The organism is Oscillibacter hominis (assembly GCF_014334055.1).
GTDB classification, from domain to species: domain Bacteria; phylum Bacillota; class Clostridia; order Oscillospirales; family Oscillospiraceae; genus Oscillibacter; species Oscillibacter hominis.
Genome location: NZ_CP060490.1, coordinates 2,046,596 through 2,069,965 on the forward strand (window position 1 = coordinate 2,046,596; position 23,370 = coordinate 2,069,965).

Annotated in this window: 19 protein-coding genes, 9 tRNA genes and 3 rRNA genes; 12 read left to right on the forward strand and 19 right to left on the reverse strand. The window is 58.3% G+C overall.

Annotated elements, in window-relative coordinates; genetic code table 11:
• Window positions 1-38 precede the first annotated feature (38 nt).
• The 8 genes from H8790_RS10190 to rpsR all read left to right on the forward strand — a co-directional run bounded on the left by H8790_RS10190 (window position 39) and on the right by rpsR (window position 4,832).
• A complete protein-coding gene (locus H8790_RS10190; RefSeq protein ID WP_187332422.1) occupies window positions 39-311 on the forward strand; it encodes a hypothetical protein in 273 nt (90 codons plus the stop codon).
• 132 nt (window positions 312-443) lie between these two features.
• On the forward strand, window positions 444-1,412 hold the full coding sequence (gene dusB / locus H8790_RS10195) for a tRNA dihydrouridine synthase DusB (protein ID WP_187332423.1): 969 nt from the start codon (window positions 444-446) through the stop codon (window positions 1,410-1,412).
• On the forward strand, window positions 1,409-2,002 hold the full coding sequence (locus tag H8790_RS10200) for an RNA polymerase sigma factor (protein ID WP_187332424.1): 594 nt from the start codon (window positions 1,409-1,411) through the stop codon (window positions 2,000-2,002). Before dusB ends, H8790_RS10200 begins: the two co-directional genes overlap by 4 nt.
• Window positions 1,999-2,859: a zf-HC2 domain-containing protein gene (locus H8790_RS10205; RefSeq protein ID WP_187332425.1), complete on the forward strand. Its 861-nt coding sequence runs from the start codon at window positions 1,999-2,001 to the stop codon at window positions 2,857-2,859. Before H8790_RS10200 ends, H8790_RS10205 begins: the two co-directional genes overlap by 4 nt.
• Before the next feature lie 234 nt (window positions 2,860-3,093).
• Entirely contained in the window at window positions 3,094-3,618 is a 525-nt protein-coding gene (locus tag H8790_RS10210) for a QueT transporter family protein (protein ID WP_187332426.1), read from the forward strand.
• Window positions 3,619-3,769: 151 nt separating this feature from the next.
• On the forward strand, window positions 3,770-4,066 hold the full coding sequence (gene rpsF, locus H8790_RS10215; protein ID WP_187332427.1) for a 30S ribosomal protein S6: 297 nt from the start codon (window positions 3,770-3,772) through the stop codon (window positions 4,064-4,066).
• Between the two features lie 12 nt (window positions 4,067-4,078).
• A complete protein-coding gene (locus tag H8790_RS10220) occupies window positions 4,079-4,537 on the forward strand; it encodes a single-stranded DNA-binding protein (protein WP_187332428.1) in 459 nt (152 codons plus the stop codon).
• Between the two features lie 43 nt (window positions 4,538-4,580).
• Complete coding sequence (gene rpsR, locus H8790_RS10225) at window positions 4,581-4,832, forward strand: 30S ribosomal protein S18 (protein ID WP_187332429.1); 252 nt, start codon at window positions 4,581-4,583, stop codon at window positions 4,830-4,832.
• Between the two features lie 159 nt (window positions 4,833-4,991).
• Here rpsR and H8790_RS10230 read toward each other — a convergent pair whose 3' ends face one another.
• The 19 genes from H8790_RS10230 to H8790_RS10320 form a co-directional block, all read right to left on the reverse strand.
• Window positions 4,992-7,289, reverse strand: a complete 2,298-nt coding sequence (locus tag H8790_RS10230; protein WP_187332430.1) for a polysaccharide pyruvyl transferase family protein — start codon at window positions 7,287-7,289, stop codon at window positions 4,992-4,994.
• A gap of 52 nt (window positions 7,290-7,341) precedes the next feature.
• The gene (locus tag H8790_RS10235) at window positions 7,342-7,818 is read right to left on the reverse strand and encodes a deoxycytidylate deaminase (RefSeq protein ID WP_187332431.1); all 477 of its coding nucleotides are present in this window, start codon (window positions 7,816-7,818) and stop codon (window positions 7,342-7,344) included.
• 113 nt (window positions 7,819-7,931) lie between these two features.
• On the reverse strand, window positions 7,932-8,507 hold the full coding sequence (locus tag H8790_RS10240; protein ID WP_187332432.1) for a chromate transporter: 576 nt from the start codon (window positions 8,505-8,507) through the stop codon (window positions 7,932-7,934).
• A 3-nt stretch (window positions 8,508-8,510) separates the two neighbouring features.
• Complete coding sequence (locus tag H8790_RS10245; RefSeq protein WP_187332433.1) at window positions 8,511-9,080, reverse strand: chromate transporter; 570 nt, start codon at window positions 9,078-9,080, stop codon at window positions 8,511-8,513.
• A gap of 492 nt (window positions 9,081-9,572) precedes the next feature.
• Window positions 9,573-10,202: a CHAP domain-containing protein gene (locus H8790_RS10250; protein WP_243208488.1), complete on the reverse strand. Its 630-nt coding sequence runs from the start codon at window positions 10,200-10,202 to the stop codon at window positions 9,573-9,575.
• The gene (locus H8790_RS10255) at window positions 10,186-10,476 is read right to left on the reverse strand and encodes a phage holin family protein (protein ID WP_404821683.1); all 291 of its coding nucleotides are present in this window, start codon (window positions 10,474-10,476) and stop codon (window positions 10,186-10,188) included. The genes H8790_RS10250 and H8790_RS10255 overlap by 17 nt, the downstream gene beginning before the upstream one ends.
• Window positions 10,473-10,784, reverse strand: a complete 312-nt coding sequence (locus tag H8790_RS10260; protein ID WP_187332435.1) for a hypothetical protein — start codon at window positions 10,782-10,784, stop codon at window positions 10,473-10,475. The genes H8790_RS10255 and H8790_RS10260 overlap by 4 nt, the downstream gene beginning before the upstream one ends.
• A 501-nt stretch (window positions 10,785-11,285) precedes the next feature.
• Window positions 11,286-11,361 (reverse strand) — tRNA-Thr (locus H8790_RS10265).
• Between the two features lie 3 nt (window positions 11,362-11,364).
• Window positions 11,365-11,441, reverse strand: a tRNA-Asp gene (locus H8790_RS10270).
• Window positions 11,442-11,506: 65 nt separating this feature from the next.
• A tRNA-Trp gene (locus tag H8790_RS10275) sits at window positions 11,507-11,582 on the reverse strand.
• 49 nt (window positions 11,583-11,631) lie between these two features.
• Window positions 11,632-11,708 (reverse strand) — tRNA-Ile (locus tag H8790_RS10280).
• 60 nt (window positions 11,709-11,768) lie between these two features.
• Window positions 11,769-11,843, reverse strand: a tRNA-Asn gene (locus H8790_RS10285).
• A gap of 43 nt (window positions 11,844-11,886) precedes the next feature.
• Window positions 11,887-12,002: ribosomal RNA gene (gene rrf / locus H8790_RS10290) — 5S ribosomal RNA — on the reverse strand.
• Window positions 12,003-12,136: 134 nt separating this feature from the next.
• A tRNA-Lys gene (locus H8790_RS10295) sits at window positions 12,137-12,212 on the reverse strand.
• 13 nt (window positions 12,213-12,225) lie between these two features.
• Window positions 12,226-12,300, reverse strand: a tRNA-Glu gene (locus tag H8790_RS10300).
• Between the two features lie 127 nt (window positions 12,301-12,427).
• Window positions 12,428-15,271: ribosomal RNA gene (locus H8790_RS10305) — 23S ribosomal RNA — on the reverse strand.
• A gap of 265 nt (window positions 15,272-15,536) precedes the next feature.
• Window positions 15,537-15,612, reverse strand: a tRNA-Ala gene (locus H8790_RS10310).
• A 44-nt stretch (window positions 15,613-15,656) separates the two neighbouring features.
• Window positions 15,657-15,733: transfer RNA gene (locus H8790_RS10315), tRNA-Ile, on the reverse strand.
• Between the two features lie 114 nt (window positions 15,734-15,847).
• Window positions 15,848-17,377: ribosomal RNA gene (locus tag H8790_RS10320) — 16S ribosomal RNA — on the reverse strand.
• Together the 16S, 23S and 5S rRNA genes with 9 tRNA genes alongside form the textbook arrangement of a ribosomal RNA operon.
• Window positions 17,378-17,897: 520 nt before the next feature.
• Between H8790_RS10320 and H8790_RS10325 the strand changes: the two genes are divergently transcribed.
• From H8790_RS10325 to guaA, 4 genes are all read left to right on the forward strand, one after another.
• Entirely contained in the window at window positions 17,898-20,075 is a 2,178-nt protein-coding gene (locus tag H8790_RS10325; protein ID WP_243208489.1) for an ATP-binding protein, read from the forward strand.
• A 68-nt stretch (window positions 20,076-20,143) separates the two neighbouring features.
• Window positions 20,144-20,965: an Mrp/NBP35 family ATP-binding protein gene (locus H8790_RS10330; RefSeq protein WP_187332436.1), complete on the forward strand. Its 822-nt coding sequence runs from the start codon at window positions 20,144-20,146 to the stop codon at window positions 20,963-20,965.
• Window positions 20,966-21,185: 220 nt separating this feature from the next.
• Window positions 21,186-21,758, forward strand: a complete 573-nt coding sequence (locus tag H8790_RS10335; protein ID WP_187332437.1) for a xanthine phosphoribosyltransferase — start codon at window positions 21,186-21,188, stop codon at window positions 21,756-21,758.
• A gap of 24 nt (window positions 21,759-21,782) precedes the next feature.
• Window positions 21,783-23,318 carry a glutamine-hydrolyzing GMP synthase gene (gene guaA, locus H8790_RS10340; protein ID WP_187332438.1) on the forward strand — a complete coding sequence of 512 codons (1,536 nt, stop codon included), beginning with the start codon at window positions 21,783-21,785 and terminating at the stop codon, window positions 23,316-23,318.
• Window positions 23,319-23,370: the final 52 nt, after the last annotated feature.

Sequence of the window (23,370 nt, forward strand, 5' to 3'; positions counted from 1 at the left end):
GGATTTGCTGAGATTGATGTGAGAGTGAGGAATCGGATATGGTAAAGGGGGTTTCCCGGCGGGTCGTAGTGGTCAATTCCCCGGACCCGCGAATTTTTGAACAGGCGATTTTCATTGTGCGCAACGACGCGCTGACCAAAGACGGTGTTTCCTCCCGGGAGATTGTGGAGGAGGCGGAGCGGGTGGCCAGGAGCTACACCCAGGGCGCCGGCAAGCTGAGCCGCCACTGGCGGGCCCTGCCCCCCGCCCTCTATGCCGTCATGGGTGCCGGCGGCATCGGCCTGGTGTGGCTGCTTGCTGCGCTGCTGTAACGGGAAAAGAAGTCATGGCCGCTTGGCCATGGCTTCTTTTTTCCTGTGAACTGTTCCGGAGGGACTCGATCTTGCACCGGCGCCTGATCTATGCTAAACTAAGGTGTCTTCGATGAAAAGGAGGGCGCAGCCATGAAAATTGCAGATGTGGACGTCCCCTCCCGCCTGGCCCTTGCGCCCATGGCCGGCGTGACGGACGTGGCCTTCCGGCAGATCTGCCGGGAGTTGGGCGCGGGCCTGACCTGTACGGAGCTGGTCAGCTCCAAGGCCCTGTGCTACCAGGATAAAAAGACCAGGCTCCTATTGGAGCTCTCCCCCGGCGAACATCCGGCGGCGGCCCAGATATTCGGCAGCGACCCGATCTGCATGGCGGAGGCCGCCCAGATCGCGGCGGAGGTGTCCGGCGCGGATTTCATTGACATCAACATGGGCTGCCCGGTGGGCAAGGTGGTCTCCTCCGGCGACGGCAGCGCCCTGATGCGCGACCCGGACAAGGCCGCGCGGGTGGCGGAGGCCGTGGTCAAGGCAAGCCCCGTCCCGGTTACGGTGAAGATGCGCCGGGGCTGGGACAAGGGCAGCATCAACGCCGTGGAGCTCTCCAGGCTGCTGGAGCAGGTGGGGGTCGCCGCTATCGCCGTCCATGGCCGCACCCGGACGCAGATGTACAGCGGGACCGCCGACTGGACCACCATCCGGGCGGTGAAGGAGTCGGTGTCCATTCCGGTAATCGCCAACGGCGACGTCTGGAGTGCGGAGGACGCTGTGCGCATTCTCCGCTTCACCGGAGCGGATATGGCCATGATCGGCCGCGGCGCTTTCGGTAACCCCTGGATTTTCCAGCAGGCACAGGCCGCACTGGAGGGAAAGGACATCCCGCCTCTTCCCCCGCTATCAGAGCGGGTGGACACCGCCGTGCGGCAGTTTGAGCTGGCCGCCGCCTCCAAAGGCGAGAAGGTGGCGGTTCTGGAGGCCCGCCGCCACTACTGCTGGTATTTAAAGGGCGTGTCCCATTCCAACTACTATAAGGAGCAAATCGTGCAGATGAACACCTTGGAAGACGTGTATCGCGTCACAAAGGGCATCAAGAGGGATTTGACATGACGGAAACTGAATTGATCCTGGCCGCCCAGCAAGGGGATGACGACGCCTTTGAATCGCTGGTGCGGCTGTATGAAAAGAAGGTTTATGCTTTGGCGCTGCGGATGTGCGGCAACCCGGACGATGCCGCCGAGGTCGCTCAGGAGGCGTTTCTCTCCGCTTGGCAGGGACTGAAGTTTTTTCGCCGGGAATCCACCTTTTCCACCTGGCTTTACCGCCTGACCACCAACGCCTCCATCGACCTCCTGCGCAAGCAGAAGCGCCCGGCCCTCTCCCTGGAGGATGAGGAACTGAACATAGACTTGCCCGACTGCGCCCCCACTCCGGAGGAGGCCCTGGAGCGCTCCGCGGTGCGGGAGGAGATCGAGCGGTGCCTGATGTCCCTCTCCAACGATCACCGTCAGGTGCTGGTGCTGCGGGAGATGCATCAGCTCTCCTACATCGAGATCGCCGACACGTTGGACGTGGATGTGGGCACGGTCAAATCCCGGATCAGCCGGGGCCGGAAGCACCTGCGCAAGGTTTTGCTGGAGCACGGGAACTTTTTCGTACCCCAGCCGTCCAAGGAGATAGAAAAGGAGGGCTGCAAATGAAATACTGTGACGACTATGCAGCTCTCATCAGCGCGTATCTGGATGATGAGCTGGCACCGGAGGAACAATCCGCGCTTTTGACCCATTTGAAAGACTGCCCCGGCTGCCGCGCCTATCTTGCGCAGCTCTACGCCATCCGGGACAGCTTCCCCACGCTGGATGAGACGCAGCCGCCCGATGGCCTGGCCGACTCGGTCATGGCCACCATCCGCTCCCAGCAGGTCCGCCGCAGGGCACGCTCCCGGAAGATGCGGACCATGGTGCCGCTGGCGGCCTGCCTGGCATTTCTCATTGTCCTGGGCGGCACCAAGGGCCTCTTTTCCAGCCTGGACGGGGCCGGGAACTCCGCCGGCGAAGCCGCCCTCCTCTCCGAGTCCTCCGGGGACCTGAGCGATGCCCCCTTTGCGGCCCAGAGCAGCCCAGCCGGCGGCAGTTCCTTCAAAGGCGGTGTCGAACAGGATACCGCCTCGGAAAACGGCGGCTCCTCCAACAGCGCATCCCTTCCGAAGGAGGCTGATCCTGACTCCGGAACAGCCGCGCCGAAGAGTTCGGCGGGCTCTGAGGACCCGGAAGCCGCAGCCCCCGCCAAAACCTCCGGTTCCTCGGCCTACACGGCGCTGGAAGGTAAAGTCTCCTACTTCACCCAGGTCTATCTCACCTCCCTCCAGGCCGGCTCACTGTTGGACGGCTACACCGGAGAGGACTACAGCGACGGCAAGGTCACCGGCGTGGCCTACACCCTAACGGAGGCGGAGTACGACGGCTTGGCCGGCCAGCTTCCGGAGCTGATCTCCCCGGAGGATGCGGAGCCCCAGCAGAGCGGGGACTACGCCCTGGTAATTGTTACGGAAAACTGAATGGAAGGGCCCATTTCACAAAAAAGTGAAGTGGGCCCTTTCTTTTTGCCCGCCCCTGTGCTATACTGCTTGCGACAGGTTTCCACACCCTGTCCAAGCGCCGCCCACGCGGCGTTCGTTCGGCAAAATGGACGTTGCCGTTCTCTAAACAAAAAATGGAGGCAGTCCGCGGCCTTTTACGCGGGCGTTTCGTCATGTGATGGAGCCTCCGAACTTGATTCAGGAGGTTTTTTTATGTCCAAATCCAGGTTTACCGTCCAGCAGATCACCTTTGCCGCCGTGGTGGCGGCCGCCTATGCGGTGCTGTCCTACTTCGCCGCGCTGTTCAGTGTGGCTTACGGCCCCATCCAGTGCCGCTTTTCCGAGGCACTGTGCGTCCTTCCCTTCTTTTTCCCCGCCGCCACACCCGGCCTTTTCATCGGCTGCCTCATCGCCAATCTTCTGAGTCCCTACGGCGCTCTGGACATCATTTTCGGCTCCCTGGCCACGCTGCTTGCCGCGGTGCTCACCTCCCGGTGCACTCAAAAGTGGCTGGCTCCCCTGCCGCCGGTGCTGTGCAACGCCGTCATTGTGGGCGGCGTCATCGCCTTCCAGCAGACCTCCGGCGGCGGCTCTTTCGCGGCCGCGTTCCTCTACAACGCCGCCACCGTGGGCCTTGGGGAGCTGATTTCCTGTTATGTGCTGGGTTCGGCGCTCTTGGGCGTGCTGCCCCGCATCCGCGGCCTTGCGCGCTGGATGCGGCCTCAGGAACAGAAATAGCTTGGATTTCCCCGACAATTGTGCTGTTTTTTTGAATTATCCCTTGACTTATCCAGGATTTCCGGTATAATAATATAGCTTGCAAACTTGCAGGCAATCCTTGCTCTCACTTTGGGTGAGGGCCAAATGTCCAAAAGGAGGTGCAACCAACATGGCAAAAGTTTCCGGCAACTATGAGGTCGTCTACATCATCGACCCCACGCTGAGCGAGGAGCAGACCGCCGCCCTGGTGGCGAAGTTCAAGACCCTTGCTGAGCAGAACGCCAGCGCTGTTGAGGTTGAGGAGTGGGGTAAGCGCAAGCTGGCCTACGAGATCAACTTCAAGTCTGAAGGCTATTACGTCCTGATGAGCTTTACCAGCGCTCCCGCTTTCCCCAAAGAGCTGGACCGTGTCCTCGGCATTACCGACGGCATTATGCGTTCCCTGATCGTCTCCAAGGGCGAATAAGGAGGACAAGTTATGCTGAACCGCATTCTTTTGATGGGCCGTCTGGTGGCAGACCCGGAGCTGCGCAGGACGCAGAGCGGAACGCCCGTCACATCCTTCCGCATCGCTGTGGATCGTGATTTCAAGAACCAGAGCGGCGAGAAGGAAACCGATTTCATCGATATCGTCGCCTGGCGTGCGACCGCCGAGTTTGTGGCAAAGTACTTCGCCAAGGGCCGCATGGCCGTGGTGGAGGGCCGCCTTCAGATCCGCCCCTGGACGGACAAGGAGGGCAACAAACGCACCTCTGCCGAGGTGGTGGCCGACAACGTCTATTTCGGCGATTCCAAGCGGGACGGCGGCGGAGATTCCTTTGCCGCGCCCAGCTACGGCGCACCTGCCGGCGGCGGATACCGCTCCGCCCCTTCCCCGGTGGATGCCCATTCCGATTTTGCTGAGATCGGCGAGGAGGACGGCGAGCTGCCGTTCTGATCCAATGCTCTTTGAGCGAACATCTTAAAAGGAGGAACTTTCCATGGCTATGGAACGCGAGAACAGACCTGCTCGTCCCATGAACCGCAAGCGCAGAAAGGTTTGCCAGTTCTGTGTGGACAAGTGCGAGTCCATTGACTATAAAGACGTGGTAAAACTGCGCCGCTATGTCTCCGAGCGCGCCAAGATTCTGCCCCGCAGAACCACTGGCACCTGCGCAATGCATCAGCGCCAGCTGACCGAGGCCATCAAGCGTGCCCGGCAGATCGCCCTGCTGCCTTTCGTCACCGATTGATTTTTCTGGAAACAGCCGCCCATTTTGGGGCGGCTGTTTTTTCGCATCCAGCCCCATTTTAAAGTGCCTGCGTCCAACTCAGGACGCAGGCACTTTTTTATTAAATAGACTTGTTTTCATCGCCCGCAGGGCCATGGTGCGGCGCCGGCAGCGGCCCCGTTATCCCTTCAGCTTTTTGCGGATCTTGGCCTTCGCCTCCGGGGAAAGGGCTTTGGCGGCGATCCGGTAGGGCAGGCCCGGCAGCTTGAGATACTGTCTGCGGACCTCGTCAAAGGGCTCCACCGCATAGGCGGCAAAGAAGGCGGTACGGTCCGGCACTATCGCGGTGGGCGACGCCAGCCGGGGATTCCCGGCAATGGCCCGCTCAATGGGGAAAGGCACCCGGGCGATGGGCAGCTGGTCAAACACATGGCTGCCTTGAGAGGTGTTCACCAGCAGCAGGGAAACGCCCTTGTGCTGCTCCTCCGGCAGCTCGTCCTCCCGCAGCCCCCAGAAATCACCCAAGGTGAAGTCGCCGGGGCGGTTCATGGAGGCATAGGTGCAGCGGTAGCAGGAGGGCCGCAGGAACAGCGCCCGGCCAAAGGCCCGGCCGTACTCCGTCTGGGTCAGCGGGCGGGAACTGACCGTGCCCCCTTCAAAGAGTGTGGTCAGATGGCTGGACTTCCAGCCGCTGACCTTGTTGCGAAAGCGTACGTTCTGGATGGTCCGGCCGGTCTCCCGCTGGATGGAATCCACCATGTCCTCCCACACCCCGGGAGAAGGCACGCCGTGGCACACCAGGTCACAGCTGAGCAGGTTCTCCGGCCGATATCCCAGATAGCGGTACAGCCCGTCCACCTGGCACGGCGTCCCGGAGAAAAGCACCTTTCTGCCGCTCTCCACCAACTTTCTGATCTGGCGGTAGGTGTCTCCGATTTCGCTCTGCACATACTTGGCTCCCCGCAGATGGCGCAGCTCCGCCTTGGACCAGCAGGCGATGTGGCGCAGATGCATTTTGCTGTCCAAAGCCGCGCCAAACACCACGCCGCCGTCCTCAAACACGTAGTCCGCCAACAGGGAGAACACGCCGCCGGAGGTGGAGTCCCGGCGCACATTCTCATCCCGGTTCCAGGCGGCAAAGGCCACCGGCAGGTGCTCCCTCTGCTCCCTCTTGTTCAATGCAGGACAGATCACGGTGCAGTGTCCGCACTCCACGCAGAGGCTGTGATCCACCTGCGGATAGAGGAACCCCTCCTTGTCCCGGGCCATGGAAATGGCGTTTTTGGGACATCCACTGTAGCAGGCGGCGCACCCGGTGCACTCCTCCCGCCTGGCCAGGATGGGCAGTGGTCGGTCGGTCTCCTCCTGGCCGTCAAAGGGTTCGCCCCGCAGGGCGCAGCGCAGGTATTCAAGGGAACGGCGCCGCTGCTCCTCCAGCTTCCGGCTCACGGCGGCGTAGTCGATCTCCTCCGTGAGCTCCGCCGTATCCCCCCGCCCCACCACACGATTCGTAAGGCCCAGGGTGGTGAGCAGGTTAAAGGTACGGGACTGCTCCGGGTGGGCCATCTCCATAGGCGCCACCGTGGTAAAGAAAGGCTTTTCAAACTGCACGGAGAACACCGTGCCGTGGAAGGAGTTGGTGCAGACATAGGCCGCGTTTTGGAAAAGGCCCAAAAATTCCGCCGGTCCCGCGTCCAGCACACAGCGGGCCTTTGGGTGGACCTTGCGGCGGATACCGCACAGCTGCACAACGGGCAGCCCCGTGGCCTCGGCCAGCTTGAAAACATAGGGCGACAGGGCACCGGGGCTGCTGATGCAGTAGCACAGGATGTATCCGCCGGTGGACCTGGGCTGGGCCGCCATGGCTGCCCACTCCCCTTTTTGCAGCAGCAGCGTGGGGTCCAGCACGACCGGCACATCCCGGTTCGCGATCTCTTTTACGATCCGCTGTCCAGCCCGCTCCCGCACACCGATGGCCTCATAGCCCTCCAGATACCCCCGCAGCTCCTTCTCCATGCCGGAGGGAATCTGGGAGATGCCGAAGGAGGGTGCGTAGGCGATCTTGCGCCCCTGGGTAAAGGCTGCAAAAAACACGGGGTCGAAGCGGCCGTCGGGAAAAATCTTGGGGTTCCAGATCTGATCGCTGCCGGAGAGATAGACGTCGTAGGGCAGATCCGCCTTCTGAAGCTCCTCAAAGCTCATGTAGCGATGCTTGGAAATGGGCAGGTGCTCTGCTGAGAACTGCTCAAACCGGTCGTAACGGGCCTTCAGCGCGCCGTAGTGCAGCGCCGTGTGAGCGTCCGAGGCAGCGGCTGCGATGGAGCGCGCTCCGCGGAACAGATCGTTGCTCTGGTTGACATAGTAATCGATGATTTCGCATTCACTGCCCAGGGCTTCCACCGCCCGGGCTGTGGCGCAGGCCTGGAGAAATGCGCCGTAATGGTGAATGTGATAAAAGGTGACTAATCCGGTTTTCAAAGCATTCTCCCCTTCCCATGCCGGAATCCGGCATGTTCCGTCAGCATAAGGCTCAGATCATGTTAAGGTCGTCATCCGCCACCCATTCCTCCACGCCGACCACTTCAAAATCCTCCTTGGTCTTGCGGATCACCACGCGCTCCAAACCGGAGTTGATGACCAGACGGCGGCACATGGGGCAGGAGGTGGCGTCGCTGAGCAGCTCGCCGGTCCGGCCGTCCCGCCCCACCAGATACAGCGTGCCGCCCACCATGTCCCGGCGGGCGGCGGAGACGATGGCATTGGCCTCGGCATGCACACTGCGGCAGAGCTCATACCGCTCGCCACGGGGCACCTGCATGGCCTCACGGGCACAGTACCCCATATCCACGCAGTTCTTGCGTCCCCGGGGAGCGCCGTTGTAGCCGGTGGAGATGATCTCATCGTTTTTCACAATGATGGCGCCGTAGCGCCGGCGCAGACAGGTGGAGCGCTCCAGCACCGTCTGGGCGATATCCAGATAATAGTTCTCCTTACTGATGCGAGACATGTCAACCCTCCGTTTACTGTTGAATTTTGTAGTTTTTATCATACCACAGGGCGGGGGCGGATGCAATAAAAAGCGCCGCATCAAGGGCGGCGCTTTTTTCCTTGGGAGGCGATCTATCCCGCTAAAGCCGGGAACAGGGTATAGAGGATTCCGCCTGCCACGCCGGAGCACAGCATCAGTAGGATGGGGCTCACCTTCCACTTACGCAGCAACACAAACGCCACGGCAAACATCCCCACCGCGATCCAGTTGACGGAGTCCAGGCCGTGAAAGCCCCCCTCCCCGCAGATCGCCATCAGGAAGATGGACACGCCCGCGGAACCGATCAGCGCCACAATGGCGGGACGCAGCCCGCCCAGGGCGCCCTGCATCAGGCTCAGGCTCTTATAGCGCACATACAGCCGGGCCAGAATCAGCACAATGACGCAGGAGGGCAGAACGCAGCCAAAGGTGGCCACCAGCGCCCCAGGCAGCCCCGCCACCCGGATGCCCACAAAGGTGGCGGCGTTGATGGCGATGGGCCCCGGCGTCATCTCCGCAATGGTGACAAGGTCTGCGAACTGGGAAAGGGTGAGCCACCCGTGGATCTCCACCATCTGGGTCTGGATCAGGGGCAGGGCCGCCATTCCGCCGCCGAAGCTGAACAGGCCAACCTGGAAGAAGCTGAGAAAAAGCTTGAGAAATACCATTGCCTACGCCTTCCTTTCCCGCCGCATGGCCAGATATCCCCGGCCAACGCCCACTGCGCCGCAGATCAAAATGATCACCACCACATTGACACCGCCGAAATACACAGCCGCAAACGAGGCCGCCATCAGCAGGACGGACAGGATGCTCTTCTCCCGCAGCACATTTCCGGCCAGGGTGAAGATGGTGTCCGCGATGACGGCGGCAATGCCTGCCTGCATGCCACGCAGAACCGCCTGCACCACGGCGTTTTCGGAAAATGCCTGATAGGCCAGGGAGATGACGGACAATGTCACCAGCGGCGGCAAAATGGTCCCCAGGATGGAGACCAGCGCGCCGATTCCGCCGCCTAACTGGTAGCCTAAGATCATGGACGCGTTGACCGCCACCGGGCCGGGCGCCGACTGGGCGATGGCCACCAGGTTCAGCATCTCGTCCTCCTCCAGCCACTTCAGCTCATCCACATATTTTTTCTGCATCAGCGAGACGATCACATAGCCTCCGCCGAAGGTGAACGCACTCAAACTCAATGCGTTAAAAAACAGCTGCCAATACAGCTTCCTTCCCTTGGTCATATCTGTCCTCCTCTGACGCCGGCGCATGGCCCGGCCACCCATCACAGCCGCTCAAGCTGTATTGAACAGAGCCTCTGGGTTCCGCCACAACAGTCTTTGGGGCCGCCGGAAGCAATAAGCGGCGGCCAAACCCTGAGGACAGCAATCCATTGGTCGTTAGTTCCCATACGCAGATCTTGTTCAGTGAGTTGATTATACTCCAGGCGGTAAAAATTGCAACCGTATTCCATCGCCTTGGGACGCTGCGGAAGACGGTTCCCCTTACCCTATATTGAACTTCTTTTGTTCCCTCTTCACCGGGGCCTCCATTCCCGGAGCTCCCCTCTTTTATCTGGCAGACCCACGGCGCCCAGCAGGCCTGGCGGTCTAAATTGACTTTTGTCACATCAAATAAAATAATGTTGGCCACAAAAAGGCAGGCCTACTGCAATAGGAATGCAAAAAGGGCAGGTCTTCTATCAAGAAGATCTGCCCTTTTGAAACGCCGATGTGTCATTCCATCTTGCGCAGCCTGTAGAGGAACACCATGAGCTGCTCCCGCGTCACGCTGTCGTGGAGCTTCAGGTCGCCGTCTGCGCTGCCCTGCATGAGCCCGCTCTCTACGGCCCAGTGTACAGCCTCCTCCGCATACTTCCCCGGTGTGTTGTCCATCTTCGCCTCCTTGGTATACTGGGGCCGCAGTGCCCCCACAATCAGCCTTGACGCCCGGACGCGGCGCTGGACCTGCCCGCCGTTGGCATCGTTGCCCTGGGCCGTGTTCCCCTCAATAGCCACCACGCCCCCGCTCAGAACGTTCTCCACGATGCCGCAGTGATCCGTGCCCCCGTTTCCATCAAAGTCATAGATTACGATGTCCCCTGCCTGATATCCGGACGTCACCCACGCGCCAATCTTCTTTGCCGCGCGCATCAAGGCGCTGCAGCTGGCCGTCCTGACCGGAAGGATCACACCAGCCCGGGCGCAGCACCACTGCACGAACACCATGCACCAGGGATACGCACTGCCGGACACCTCTTTGCCATAGTACCATGTGTTGTACTTGACCCTGTTGGAATTGGCCGGAGACTCTTTGACCCCCACCTCTCCCCGGGCAACGGTGAGCAAGCTATTGACGGTCGCCACGATTGCCACCGCCCATCTGTTTTGCCACCTGATGGATGCCCGTGGCAGCGAGGCCGGAGACGATGCCCACGGCCACCGCCGTCATGTAGTCCGCCGCTGGAAAGTCGGGCATAAGGAACATGGCCGTCACGCCCAAAATACCGCCCGTCGTGCCCACAATGACGGGGATGTACTTGTTGTCAAGGCCCGTCACTTTGACCGCCTGGCCGATTAAATAGCAGATCACCGTGATGACCGCCACGCCCGTGATGCCCAAAGATGTAATATCCATCATTTCCCCTCCAGCACTTTGTCAAAGGCATTCCGGTCGCCCTGCTCAAATGCCCGACAGAGTCTATGGTAAGGCGCGTCGGTGGAAAAGTCGGTGAGATAGTCGCAGAGCTCCTCCAGGGCGGCCTTCTGGGCCTCGCCGTCCATGGCCTCCCACTCCTTCTTCAGGGCGGCGTAGTCCAGATCGGCGCCGCCGTTTACCGCCCTGCCCTGGGAAATGTTGTTGACCAGCATCCTCCGTGCTGCGCCCAGATCCTCGTTGTTTTCCTTGGCGATCTCAAAGATGTTCCATGCGTACGGTTTCAGATTCATTCTACCTTCTCCTTTCAAGTGTCATCTGAGAAGCCGTTCCATTGTCCGCTCCGCAGCATACCTCAAACTATCTGTATACGCCCGAATCGTCCATAAGAACGGCCTCTTTCAGATCCTCTCTCCCTTTTAGGATGAAGCCAAAACTTGCATGAAACACGGCAACTGCACTCAATTTAAGCCGTATCTCTGTAAACTTTGTAAGGCCACTGCTGTTTTAATCAAACATCTTTCATAGTGTGCCTTTCGATCTATATCCCACTGGCGTGCCTTTTCCCATCCGCTCAAACGAATCCTTTTATAAAATGCGAAAAAGAGACAAGGAAAGGCATGGATGAACATATTTTATCTGGCGGCGTTCGAAGATAAAAGCGACTGAGGAATGAGCCCCAGTCGTTTTTATCTTATCTGTTTCCACCGTACAAGCAAACCCAAACCGAAATTTCTTTCCACATGCCAAGACAAAGCAAAACCCCGTAACCATTATGGCTACGGGGTTTTGCTTGGAGCTGCTGGGCAGATTCGAACTGCCGACCTCATCCTTACCAAGGATGCGCTCTACCGACTGAGCTACAGCAGCAAATGGCGACCAAGATGGGGCTCGAACCCACGACCTCCAGCGTGACAGGCTGGCGTTCTAACCAACTGAACTACTTGGCCACATCTGCATCATAATCAGGCCAAATTATTATAACACAGCCTACACTTGATGTAAAGAGTTTTTATGGCAGGGGCAGAAAGATTCGAACTCTCGACACGCGGTTTTGGAGACCGCTGCTCTACCAACTGAGCTATACCCCTATCTCGCACTTCAAAGCTATGTTAGAACGTGAACCCTGCCAGAATAAAGTGGTGGGCCTTCGGGGACTCGAACCCGGGACCGGACGGTTATGAGCCGTCTGCTCTAACCAACTGAGCTAAAGGCCCTTATCTGGTGCCCTGGTCTTAAGAGAAGTATTGCCGCCACGCCGTGTGGCGGCAATACTCTGGCTCCCCCTGTTGGGCTCGAACCAACAACCCCGCGGTTAACAGCCGCGTGCTCTACCATTGAGCTAAGGAGGAATATGTCAGACTCCAGCTCTCTTGAACCAAAGCCTGAACTTAATGTTGGCGCTACCTATCTTCCCGGGCCGTCTCCAGCCAAGTATTGTGAGCAGAAACGAGCTTAACTGCCGTGTTCGGAATGGGAACGGGTGGACCCTCGCTCTAATCAGCACCAACTGTCATCCGGAACACTCCGGAAAACAAACAAATTATAAAGTTTTTCCTGCCTCTTGTCAAGCCCTTTTTGAGGACTTAGAACCGGAAGCAAGCTCCCGCTCACTTCCCATTCTCAACCCTCAACGGCTGATCTTTGGTGCGCCTTCAGGGACTCGAACCCGGGACCCACTGATTAAGAGTCAGTTGCTCTACCAACTGAGCTAAAGGCGCATACACATCGAATTGGTGACCCGTACCGGATTCGAACCGATGTTAACGGCGTGAGAGGCCGCTGTCTTAACCACTTGACCAACGGGCCGCGTCGTCATCGCAAACCCATTCCGTTGGGTTTTGCTTGGATTTACGGGGTTCATGGCCGCTCCATGCACCCTCAAAACCGAACAATGTATGTTTCCTTCCACTTCAGGCCGCCTGCATTTTCATTGTAGGTCAAGCCCTCGGGCGATTAGTACCGGTCAGCTGCATGCGTTGCCGCACTTCCACTTCCGGCCTATCAACCAGGTAGTCTTCCTGGGCCCTTACCTCTTTTCAGAGTGAGAGATCTCATCTTAGGGGGAGTTTCACGCTTAGATGCCTTCAGCGTTTATCTCGTCCGTACATAGCTACCCAGCTATGCCCTTGGCAGGACAACTGGTGCACCAGAGGTACGTCCATCCCGGTCCTCTCGTACTAAGGACAGCTCCCTTCAAATCTCTTACGCCCGCAACAGATAGGGACCGAACTGTCTCACGACGTTCTGAACCCAGCTCGCGTGCCGCTTTAATTGGCGAACAGCCAAACCCTTGGGACCGAATTCAGCCCCAGGATGCGACGAGCCGACATCGAGGTGCCAAACCTCCCCGTCGCTGTGGACGCTTGGGGGAGATCAGCCTGTTATCCCCAGGGTAGCTTTTATCCGTTGAGCGATGGCATTTCCACTCACATACCACCGGATCACTAACTCCAACTTTCGTTACTGCTCGACCCGTCGGTCTCGCAGTTAGGCTCGTTTATGCGTTTACACTCACTGCACGATTTCCGTCCGTGCTGAACGAACCTTTGAGCGCCTCCGTTACTCTTTTGGAGGCGACCGCCCCAGTCAAACTGCCCGCCTAACAGTGTCCCCCGACCCGATTCAGGGCCGCAGGTTAGAAAATCAGCAATCCAAGAGTGGTATCCCACCGGCGACTCCACTGAACCTGACGGTCCAGCTTCCAAGTCTCCCACCTATCCTGTACATGAATTACCGATTTCCAGTATTAAGCTGCAGTAAAGCTCCATGGGGTCTTTCCGTCTAGTTGCGGGTAACTGGCATCTTCACCAGTACTACAATTTCGCCGGGCGGGCTGTTGAGACAGTGCCCAAATCATTACGCCTTTCGTGCGGGTCAGAACTTACCTGACAAGGAATTTCGCTACCTTAGGACCGTTATAGTTACGGCCGCCGTTTACCGGGGCTTCGATTCAATGCTTCGCCTTGCGGCTGACATCTCCTCTTAACCTTCCGGCACCGGGCAGGCGTCAGCCCATATACGTCATCTTTCGATTTAGCATAGACCTGTGTTTTTGGTAAACAGTTGCTTGGGCCTATTCACTGCGGCCCCTTTCGGGGCTCCCCTTCTTCCGAAGTTACGGGGTCAACTTGCCGAGTTCCTTAACAACCCTTCTCCCGTTGGCCTTAGGATTCTCTCCTCATCTACCTGTGTCGGTTTGCGGTACGGGCACCTTAGCATACACATGAGCTTTTCTCGCCTTCAAGCATCGCAGACTTCCCTACTCTAATTTCGGTCCCTTTCGCCCGGGGCAACCAACGCCCGGGTTCTGCTATCTCAAAGTGTCCCTCATGCTTAAGGTTCGGTGGCTACGGAATTTCTACCGTATGTGCATCGACTACGCCTTTCGGCCTCGCCTTAGCCCCCGGCTTACCTTGGGCGGACGAACCTTCCCCAAGAAACCTTAGATTTTCGGCCATTATGATTCCCACATAATTCTCGCTACTCATTCCGGCATTCTCACTTGTGTACAGTCCACCTGTGCTTCCGCTCAGACTTCACCCCGTACACAACGCTCCCCTACCACGCGCTTGCGCGCATCCCAAGCTTCGGTTGTATGCTTAGCCCCGTTATATTTTCCGCGCAGAACCACTCGACCAGTGAGCTATTACGCACTCTTTTAATGAGTGGCTGCTTCTAAGCCAACATCCTGGTTGTTTTTGCAGCTCCACATCGTTTTCCACTTAGCATACATTAGGGACCTTAGCTGTGGGTCTGGGCTGTTTCCCTTTTGACAATGAAACTTATCTCACACTGTCTGACTGCTATGCATCAATTATCCGGCATTCAGAGTTTGATAGGCGTTGGTAATCTTATCGACCCCTCGACCATTCAGTGCTTTACCTCCGGTAATCTAACATAACGCTAACCCTAAAGCTATTTCGGGGAGAACCAGCTATCTCCGAGTTCGATTGGAATTTCTCCGCTATCCACAAGTCATCCGCCACCATTGCAACGGGGGTCGGTTCGGTCCTCCATGGGGTTTTACCCCCACTTCAACCTGCTCATGGATAGGTCACCCGGTTTCGGGTCTATGGCAACGAACTTCACACGCCCTATTCAGACTCGCTCTCGCTGCGCCTCCGGCACTGAATGCCTTAAGCTTGCTCGTTACTATAACTCGCCGGACCGTTCTACAAAAAGTACGTCATCACACTTTAACGTGCTTTGACTGCTTGTAAGCACAAGGTTTCAGGTTCTCTTTCACTCCCCTTCCGGGGTCCTTTTCACCTTTCCCTCACGGTACTGCTCCTCTATCGGTCATCAGGTAGTATTTAGGCTTGGAGGGTGGTCCCCCCTGTTTCCCACCGGGTTTCACGTGTCCGGCGGTACTCTGGATCCTCACTGACGCAACTCATCTTTCGGATACGGGGCTCTCACCCGCTGTGGCCGGCCTTCCCATGCCGTTCTCCTAAACTATTGCGCCGTTATGTGAGTCCACAACCCCAGGGAATAAATCCCCTGGTTTGGCCTCTTCCGCGTTCGCTCGCCACTACTTACGGAATCTCTGTTGATGTCTTTTCCTCGCCCTACTTAGATGTTTCAGTTCAGGCGGTTCCCCGCGTACGCCTATTTTGTTCAACGCACGCTGACAGAGTATTGCTCTGCCGGGTTGCCCCATTCGGAAATCTGCGGATCAATGGATATTTGCTCCTCCCCGCAGCTTATCGCAGCTTGTCACGTCCTTCGTCGGCTCCTGATGCCAAGGCATTCCCCTTGCGCTCTTTTTAGCTTGACCTATTTCGAACAATCTTTCAATTGGTTCTCTTAGTTGAATTATGCAGGCTTCCTCAGAATCTTTTTGAAATTGTAATTGTTACCCTCATCTTTTCAGATGTTGTTCCACAATTAAATTACCTTCCGAACTTTTGTCCAGAAGACCTCTTCTGTTGCCTTACATGTCTTTCATCATACATTGTTCAGTTTTCAAGGTGCATTCCCCGGCTTCTTTTGAAGCCAGATTGAAACATTTAATCCCTTAAATGCTTCAATCTGATCTCAAATGGTGGAGATAGTCGGGATCGAACCGGCGACCTCCTGCTTGCAAGGCAGGCGCTCTCCCAGCTGAGCTATATCCCCGGCTGTATATTCCCCATCCCCTCTCGGGGACGGCTGCTTTTTTGTGGTGGGCCCGAGTGGGCTCGAACCACCGACCTTACGATTATCAGTCGTACGCTCTAGCCAGCTGAGCTACGGGCCCATAACCACCGAGGGCTGCACCCTCTAAATTAAACAACGTAACTACTTCCTCCGCACCTTCCGGCTGACCTTAGGATGTTATGCCAGAACCTCGATCCTGGCAATGTCTCCTTAGAAAGGAGGTGATCCAGCCGCACCTTCCGATACGGCTACCTTGTTACGACTTCACCCCAATTATCGAACCCACCTTCGACCGCGCCCTCATTGCTGTTAGGCTACGGGCTTCGGGTGTTCCCGACTCTCATGGTGTGACGGGCGGTGTGTACAAGGCCCGGGAACGTATTCACCGCGGCATGCTGATCCGCGATTACTAGCGATTCCGACTTCATGCAGGCGGGTTGCAGCCTGCAATCCGAACTGGGACGGCTTTTAGGGGTTCGCTCCACCTCACGGCTTTGCATCCCTCTGTTTACCGCCATTGTATTACGTGTGTGGCCCAGGACATAAGGGGCATGATGATTTGACGTCGTCCCCACCTTCCTCCGTTTTGTCAACGGCAGTCTCGCTAGAGTGCTCTTGCGTAGCAACTAACAATAGGGGTTGCGCTCGTTGCGGGACTTAACCCAACATCTCACGACACGAGCTGACGACAACCATGCACCACCTGTCTCTACTTTCCCCGAAGGGCACTTAATGCATCTCTGCTTCATTAGTAGGATGTCAAGCCCTGGTAAGGTTCTTCGCGTTGCTTCGAATTAAACCACATAATCCACCGCTTGTGCGGGCCCCCGTCAATTCCTTTGAGTTTCAACCTTGCGATCGTACTCCCCAGGTGCAATACTTATTGTGTTAACTCCGGCACGCAGGGGGTCAGTCCCCGCACACCTAGTATTGATCGTTTACAGCGTGGACTACCAGGGTATCTAATCCTGTTTGCTCCCCACGCTTTCGCGCCTCACCGTCAGTTGTCGTCCAGTAATCCGCCTTCGCCACTGGTGTTCCTCCTTATATCTACGCATTTCACCGCTACACAAGGAATTCCGATTACCTCTCCGATACTCAAGAAAGACAGTTTCAAATGCAGTTTGGAGGTTGAGCCTCCAGATTTCACATCTGACTTGCCTTCCCGGCTACACGCCCTTTACACCCAGTAAATCCGGACAACGCTTGCCACCTACGTATTACCGCGGCTGCTGGCACGTAGTTAGCCGTGGCTTGTTTTCAGGGTACCGTCTTCTACTCTTCCCCTGTCAAAGAAGTTTACAACCCGAAAGCCTTCTTCCTTCACGCGGCGTTGCTGGGTCAGACTTGCGTCCATTGCCCAATATTCCCCACTGCTGCCTCCCGTAGGAGTCTGGGCCGTATCTCAGTCCCAATGTGGCCGGTCAACCTCTCAGTCCGGCTACTGATCGTCGCCTTGGTGGGCCGTTACCTCACCAACAAGCTAATCAGACGCGAGGCCATCTTTCAGCGATAAATCTTTGACATACCGACCATGCGGTCAATATGCATCATGCGGTATTAGCAGTCGTTTCCAACTGTTGTCCCCCTCTGAAAGGCAGGTTCCTCACGCGTTACTCACCAGTCCGCCACTAAGCATTCCCTTCAGTTGTCCGAAAACTCCTTCAGGGGTGCTCCGTTCGACTTGCATGTGTTAAGCACGCCGCCAGCGTTCGTCCTGAGCCAGGATCAAACTCTCTATAAATTCGTATCAACACAGGCCGTGGCCTGAGCTAATCTTGACTTACAGAGCTATTTCCATAGCTTCTTGTTTTGCCCTGCGTTTGGGTAATTGACTAAACCCCTACTTGCAAGGCCTTTATCGGTGCGCACTGTGATTTCTCACAAGTACGCTTACCGTCTGGTGCTTTCTTTTCGTTACGTTGTTTAATTTACAAGGTGCACGCCTCACCGGCGGAACATTGCTATTATACCAAGCCCTCACTGCCTTGTCAACCTCTTTTTTCAATCTTTTTCAGATTTTTTTCGAGGCCGTTTTTACAGCGGGCTTGGAAACAGCTTGCTTAGAATACCAAATCTCTTCCCGCTTGTCAATACCCTTTCTCCGCTTTTTCTTATTTTTTTATCCCTCCCATCTCTCTACCTTATATCTTGCCTCCGCTTTATACGTGACTTTCCGCAGTAAGTGTACTATAATACTGCTGTGCCGCGGCTCTGCGGCTAAATGAAGGAGACAAGGAGGGATCGTTCTGCTGCTGCACCGCATGAGCGCCACCTTTGGCAAGCTGACAGATCAAACCCTGGAGCTTTCCGACGGGCTCAACCTGATCTGCGCCCCCAATGAGGCAGGCAAGTCCACCTGGTGCGCATTTCTCTCAACCATGTTATATGGATTCCCCGCCCGGGAGCGGGGGCCTTTGGCTGATAAAAACCGATTTACACCCTGGAGCGGCGCGGCCATGCGGGGGACCATCGAATGCCGCTGCGGCGGCAGGGACCTTCGGATCACCCGTGATACCGTCCGGGCCAACTCCCCCTTGGGCCGCTTCTCCGCCGTCTACGCCGGCACCGCGGATGAGGTTCCCGGACTGACCGCTTCCTCCTGCGGGGAATTGCTGTTAGGTGTTCCAAGGGAGGTTTTTGAGCGCAGCGCCCTGATCCGTCAAGCCGGGATGGCTGTGGGCCAGGACGCGGAGTTGGAGCGCCGCATCGCCTCCCTGATCACAACCGGAGAGGAAGACACCTCTTATATAGAGTCCTGGGATCGCCTGAAAAAGCAGCTCAACCGCAGGCGCTATAATAAAAACGGCATGATTCCCGAGGCAGAGGCCGCCCTGCTGGCCAGGGAAGGGGAGCTGGCCCAGTTCCACGCTCTTTCTGAAGAACTGCAGGGCCAATTGCAGCATCTTGAGGAACTGAGCCGAAGCTGCGAATCGCTGAAGGGGAAAATTGCGCTCTGCCGACGCTGGGAGGAAGCGGAGGCCCAAACCGCCTGCCTGCGACAGCAGGAGGAGGCCCAGGCCGCCCAAAGGCGGGCGGAGCTGCTGCGCGCCCGGCTGGAGGAGGAGCGCATCCCCACTATGGAGGAGATCGCCCGGCTGCGGGCCGCCATCGTCAACTTGGGAACCGTGCGCAAGTCGGTGGAGAAGGCCCGGGAGGACCGGGACAATGCCCAGCGCGCCCTGTATCGGGCGGAGATGGCTGTCAACGACAGCCCCTTTGCGGGCCAGAGCCCGGAGTCTGCCCGGAAAACCGCCGCTGCCGTACCGCCTCTTCGCCCCAGGGCCTGGTGGTTTCCGGTCCTGCTGTTCCTTGTCGGCGCCGGCGGAACCTTTCTGCTCAGCCGGGGGGCGTATCCCCTCTGGGCCGCGGGCCTGATGGGCTGTATCGGCTTTGTCCTGGGCCTTTACGCAGTGCTCCGGCGCCAGCGGAGCGATCTGAAAAAACGGGCCGCCTTTTTGGAACTGTACCAAACATCTTCTCCGGAGGCATTGGCGGAGGCGGCAGATACCTATATAAAATTGTATGCGGCCAGGGAGAGGGCGCAGGAGGACGCCGCCGCCAAGTCTGCGGCCGCGGAGGCCCTGTATGCCTCCCTCACCACCAATGAGCAGGCCATCCTCATTGAGGTCCGCCGGTTCTGTCCCGGCGCGTTTGACCTCACCGCGGCGGACGATGCGCTGCGGGAGTGCGTTGGGCGGCGGCGGGAGGCTGCGGAGGCGGAGTCCCAGGCGCGGGAGGCTGCGCTGCGCTGTCAGTTTGCCCAGGCGGGACTGGAGCCCGCCCTCTCTCCTCAGGATCTGCCGCCCCGGCCCCAGGAGGGTCCTGACGAGCTGAACCGGCAGTTAGAGGCTGCACAGGGGGAGATGGCTGCCGTCCGTTCCCAGGCTGACCAGCTTCAGGGCCGCCTGTCCGCCATTGGGGACGAGGATGCCCTCCACGCCTCCGTGGAAGCTCTCCGGGCCACCTTGGCCGGGCTGCAGCAGGAGTATGACGCCATCACCATGGCTATGGACGCGCTTGCCAGCGCCAACACCACGCTGCAAAACCGCTTTTCCCCGGAGCTGGGCCGGCAGGCCGCCCGGATTTTCTCCGCCCTCACCGGCGGCCGCTATCAGAAAATCGCCCTGGACCGCAGCTTCGGCGCCTCCGCGCAAACCGGAGAGGACCCCATTGCCCGGGATGTTCGGCTGCTGAGCCAGGGGACCGCCGACCAGCTGTACCTGGCGGTGCGCCTTGCCATCTGTGATCTGCTCCTGCCGCCGGAAAAGGAGGTTCCACTCATTTTGGACGACGCCCTGATCACTTTTGACGACCAGCGGATGGCGGCTGCGCTGGATTACCTCAGCACCTGCGGCCGGCAGATCCTGATGTTTACCTGCCAGTCCCGCGAGGCAGACTATCTGCGCGGGAAGGGACTTGCACACATGCAATGCATTTGAGGATTGGAGCGGGCTTTGCTCCATACAATAAAGAGGAATTCATTGAGTAAGGAAGAAGGAGTCAAACGATGAGCGAATGTACCCATAACTGCAGTACCTGCGGCGAAAGCTGCGCCGAGCGTCAGGAACCCCAGTCCCTTTTGAAGCAGCCTCACGCCCAAAGCCGCATCGGCAAGGTCTACGGCGTGGTCTCCGGCAAAGGCGGAGTCGGCAAGTCCATGGTCACCAGCCAGCTGGCCGTCACCATGCGCCGCAAGGGCTTTCGGGTCGGCATCCTGGACGCCGACGTCACCGGTCCCTCCATCCCCAAGGTTTTCGGCGTTCATGAGCGGGCCCGGGGCGGCGACAACTGCCTCTACCCGGTGGAGAGCAGCACGGGAATCCAGCTGATGAGCGTCAATCTGCTGTTGGAGCATGAGACGGACCCTGTGCTCTGGCGCGGCCCGGTCATCGGCAGTGTGGTCACCCAGTTCTGGACTGACGTGATCTGGGATGTGGACTACCTCTTTGTGGATATGCCTCCCGGAACCGGCGATGTCTCCCTCAGCGTGTTCCAGTCCATCCCCCTGGACGGCATCGTCATCGTGGCCTCACCCCAGGAGTTGGTATCCATGGTGGTGGAAAAGGCCGTCCGCATGGCGGAGATGATGGAGGTGCCCATTGTGGGGCTGGTGGAGAACATGAGCTATGTCACCTGCCCCGACTGCGGCAAGCCCATCTATCTCTTCGGCGAGGGCAAATCCGAGCTGGCCGCGGCCCGCCACAACCTCTCCCTGCTGGGCAGGATGCCCATTGACCCCGCCCTGGCGGCCCTGGCAGACGCCGGAAAGATTGAGGAGTTCTCCGGCAATTGGCTGGACGGCGTAACCACGGCGCTTGAATCCAACTGAGCATGATGTGCCCGTCCGCAGTTTCCGGCATGCGGACGGGTGCGTTTTCTTGTCCCTTGTGGGAGGCTATGGAAAATAGCCAAGGGATGGACACGGCGGCTTTTTCTTTTTTGTTGGAAAAACAGTTGAAAAAGCGGGAAAAAGCAGGGATAATAATAAAGTTAAGACTGCTCTGCCGTGAATGACCAAACTATAAAAGAACATACAGGGGGAAACATACATGCAGCAGCTGAAAGAGCGCATCGAAAAAGAAGGTAAAGTACTGCCCGGCAACATCATCAAGGTAGACGGATTCCTGAACCACCGCGTCGATACCAAGCTCATGCAGGACATCGCCGACGAATTTGCCCGCCATTTCGATCTGCGCCAGGTCAATCTGATCCTGACAGCCGAGGCCAGCGGCATCGCCCTGGCTGCCATCTGCGCCCACAGATGGGGCAAGCCCATGGTCTTTGCCAAAAAGGCCAAGAGCGACAACATCGAAGGCGGCCTGTACCAGAGCGACATCTTCTCCTATACCTATAAGAAAAAGGTCACGCTTCTGGTCTCCAAGGAGTGGATCCGCCCCGGCGACCACGTGCTCATCATTGACGATTTCCTGGCCAATGGCGAGGCCATCCGCGGCCTGTGCGACATCGTGGCTTCCGCGGGCGCCGCGCTGGTGGGCGTGGGCTGCGCTGTGGAAAAGGGGTTCCAGGGCGGCGGCGACCGGCTGCGGGCCGCCGGCGTAAATCTTCAGTCCCTGGCCATCATTGAGAGCGCCGAGCCGGGCAATATCGTCTTTCGCGACTGATTTCTTACGGAAAGGAACTACTGTATGGAACGTGTTGTCGTCCTTGACTTTGGCGGCCAATACAATCAGTTGATTGCGCGCCGTGTCCGGGAGTGCAATGTCTATTGCGAGGTCAAGCCCTATACCACCCCCCTATCTGAACTGCAGGCCATGGAGCCCATCGGCTTCATCTTCACCGGCGGCCCCAGCAGCGTATACGAACCCGATTCCCCTCAGGTGGACCCTGCCATCTTCTCCCTGGGCATTCCCATTCTGGGGATCTGCTACGGCTGCCAGCTGATGGCCCATCACTTGGGCGGCAAGGTCTCCCCCGCCACCGACGCCACCGCCCGGGAGTATGGCCGCACCGAGACCTTTTTCGACACCACTTCTCCTCTATTCAAAAATCTGCCTGCTCAGAGCATCACCTGGATGAGCCACGGCGACTATATGGAGCGGGTCCCTGACGGTTTTTCCCTGACCGCCCACAGCGACGCCTGCCCCAACGTGGCCATTGCGGATGAGTCCCGTGGCTTTTACGGCGTACAGTACCACCCCGAAGTCAACCACACGGAGTACGGTGTGAAAATGATCCGCAACTTTCTCTATGAGGTCTGCGGGGCCCACGGCGAGTGGACCATGGGCGACTACTGCAAGCGCGCCATCGCCAAAATCCGGGAGCAGGTGGGCAGCGGCCGGGTACTGCTGGCCCTCAGCGGCGGCGTGGACTCCTCGGTTGCCGCGGCGCTGTTGGCCGAGGCCGTGGGCAGGCAGCTGACCTGCGTCTTTGTGGATCACGGGCTGATGCGCAAGGACGAAGGCGACGAGGTGGAGGCTGCATTTTCCAAGTGGGACCTCAACTTTATCCGTGTGGATGCGGAGGAGCGTTTCCTCAGCAGGCTCTCCGGGGTCACAGAGCCGGAGCGAAAGCGCAAGATCATTGGCGAGGAGTTTATCCGAGTCTTTGAAGAGGAGGCCAAAAAGATCGGCGCTGTGGACTTCCTGGCGCAGGGCACCATCTATCCCGACGTCATCGAGTCCGGTCTGGGCGCCTCCGCCACCATCAAGAGCCATCACAACGTGGGCGGCCTTCCGGACTATGTGGACTTTAAGGAGATCGTGGAGCCTCTGCGCATGCTGTTCAAAGACGAGGTCCGCCAGCTTGGCCGCGAATTGGGCCTTCCCGAGTACCTGGTCTCCCGTCAGCCCTTCCCCGGCCCCGGCCTCTCCGTCCGCGTCATCGGAGAAATCACCAGGGAGAAGTTGGACATCCTGCGGGAGGCCGACTTTATCTTCCGGGACGAGCTGCATAAGGCCGGCGCGGATGCGTCCTTGTCCCAATATTTTGCCGTCCTCACCTCCATGCGCTCTGTGGGCGTCATGGGAGACGGCCGCACCTACGACTATACCCTGGCCCTGAGGGCGGTGAATACTTCCGATTTTATGACCGCCGACTGGGCGAGAATCCCCTATGACGTATTGGACCGGGTCAGCGTGCGCATTGTCAACGAGGTCCGCTCCATCAACCGTATCGTCTATGACATCACCTCCAAGCCCCCCGCCACCATCGAATGGGAATGAGCGTCAAAATGGCGCAAACCCGCATGAATACAGGATTTTGAGCTGTCACTTT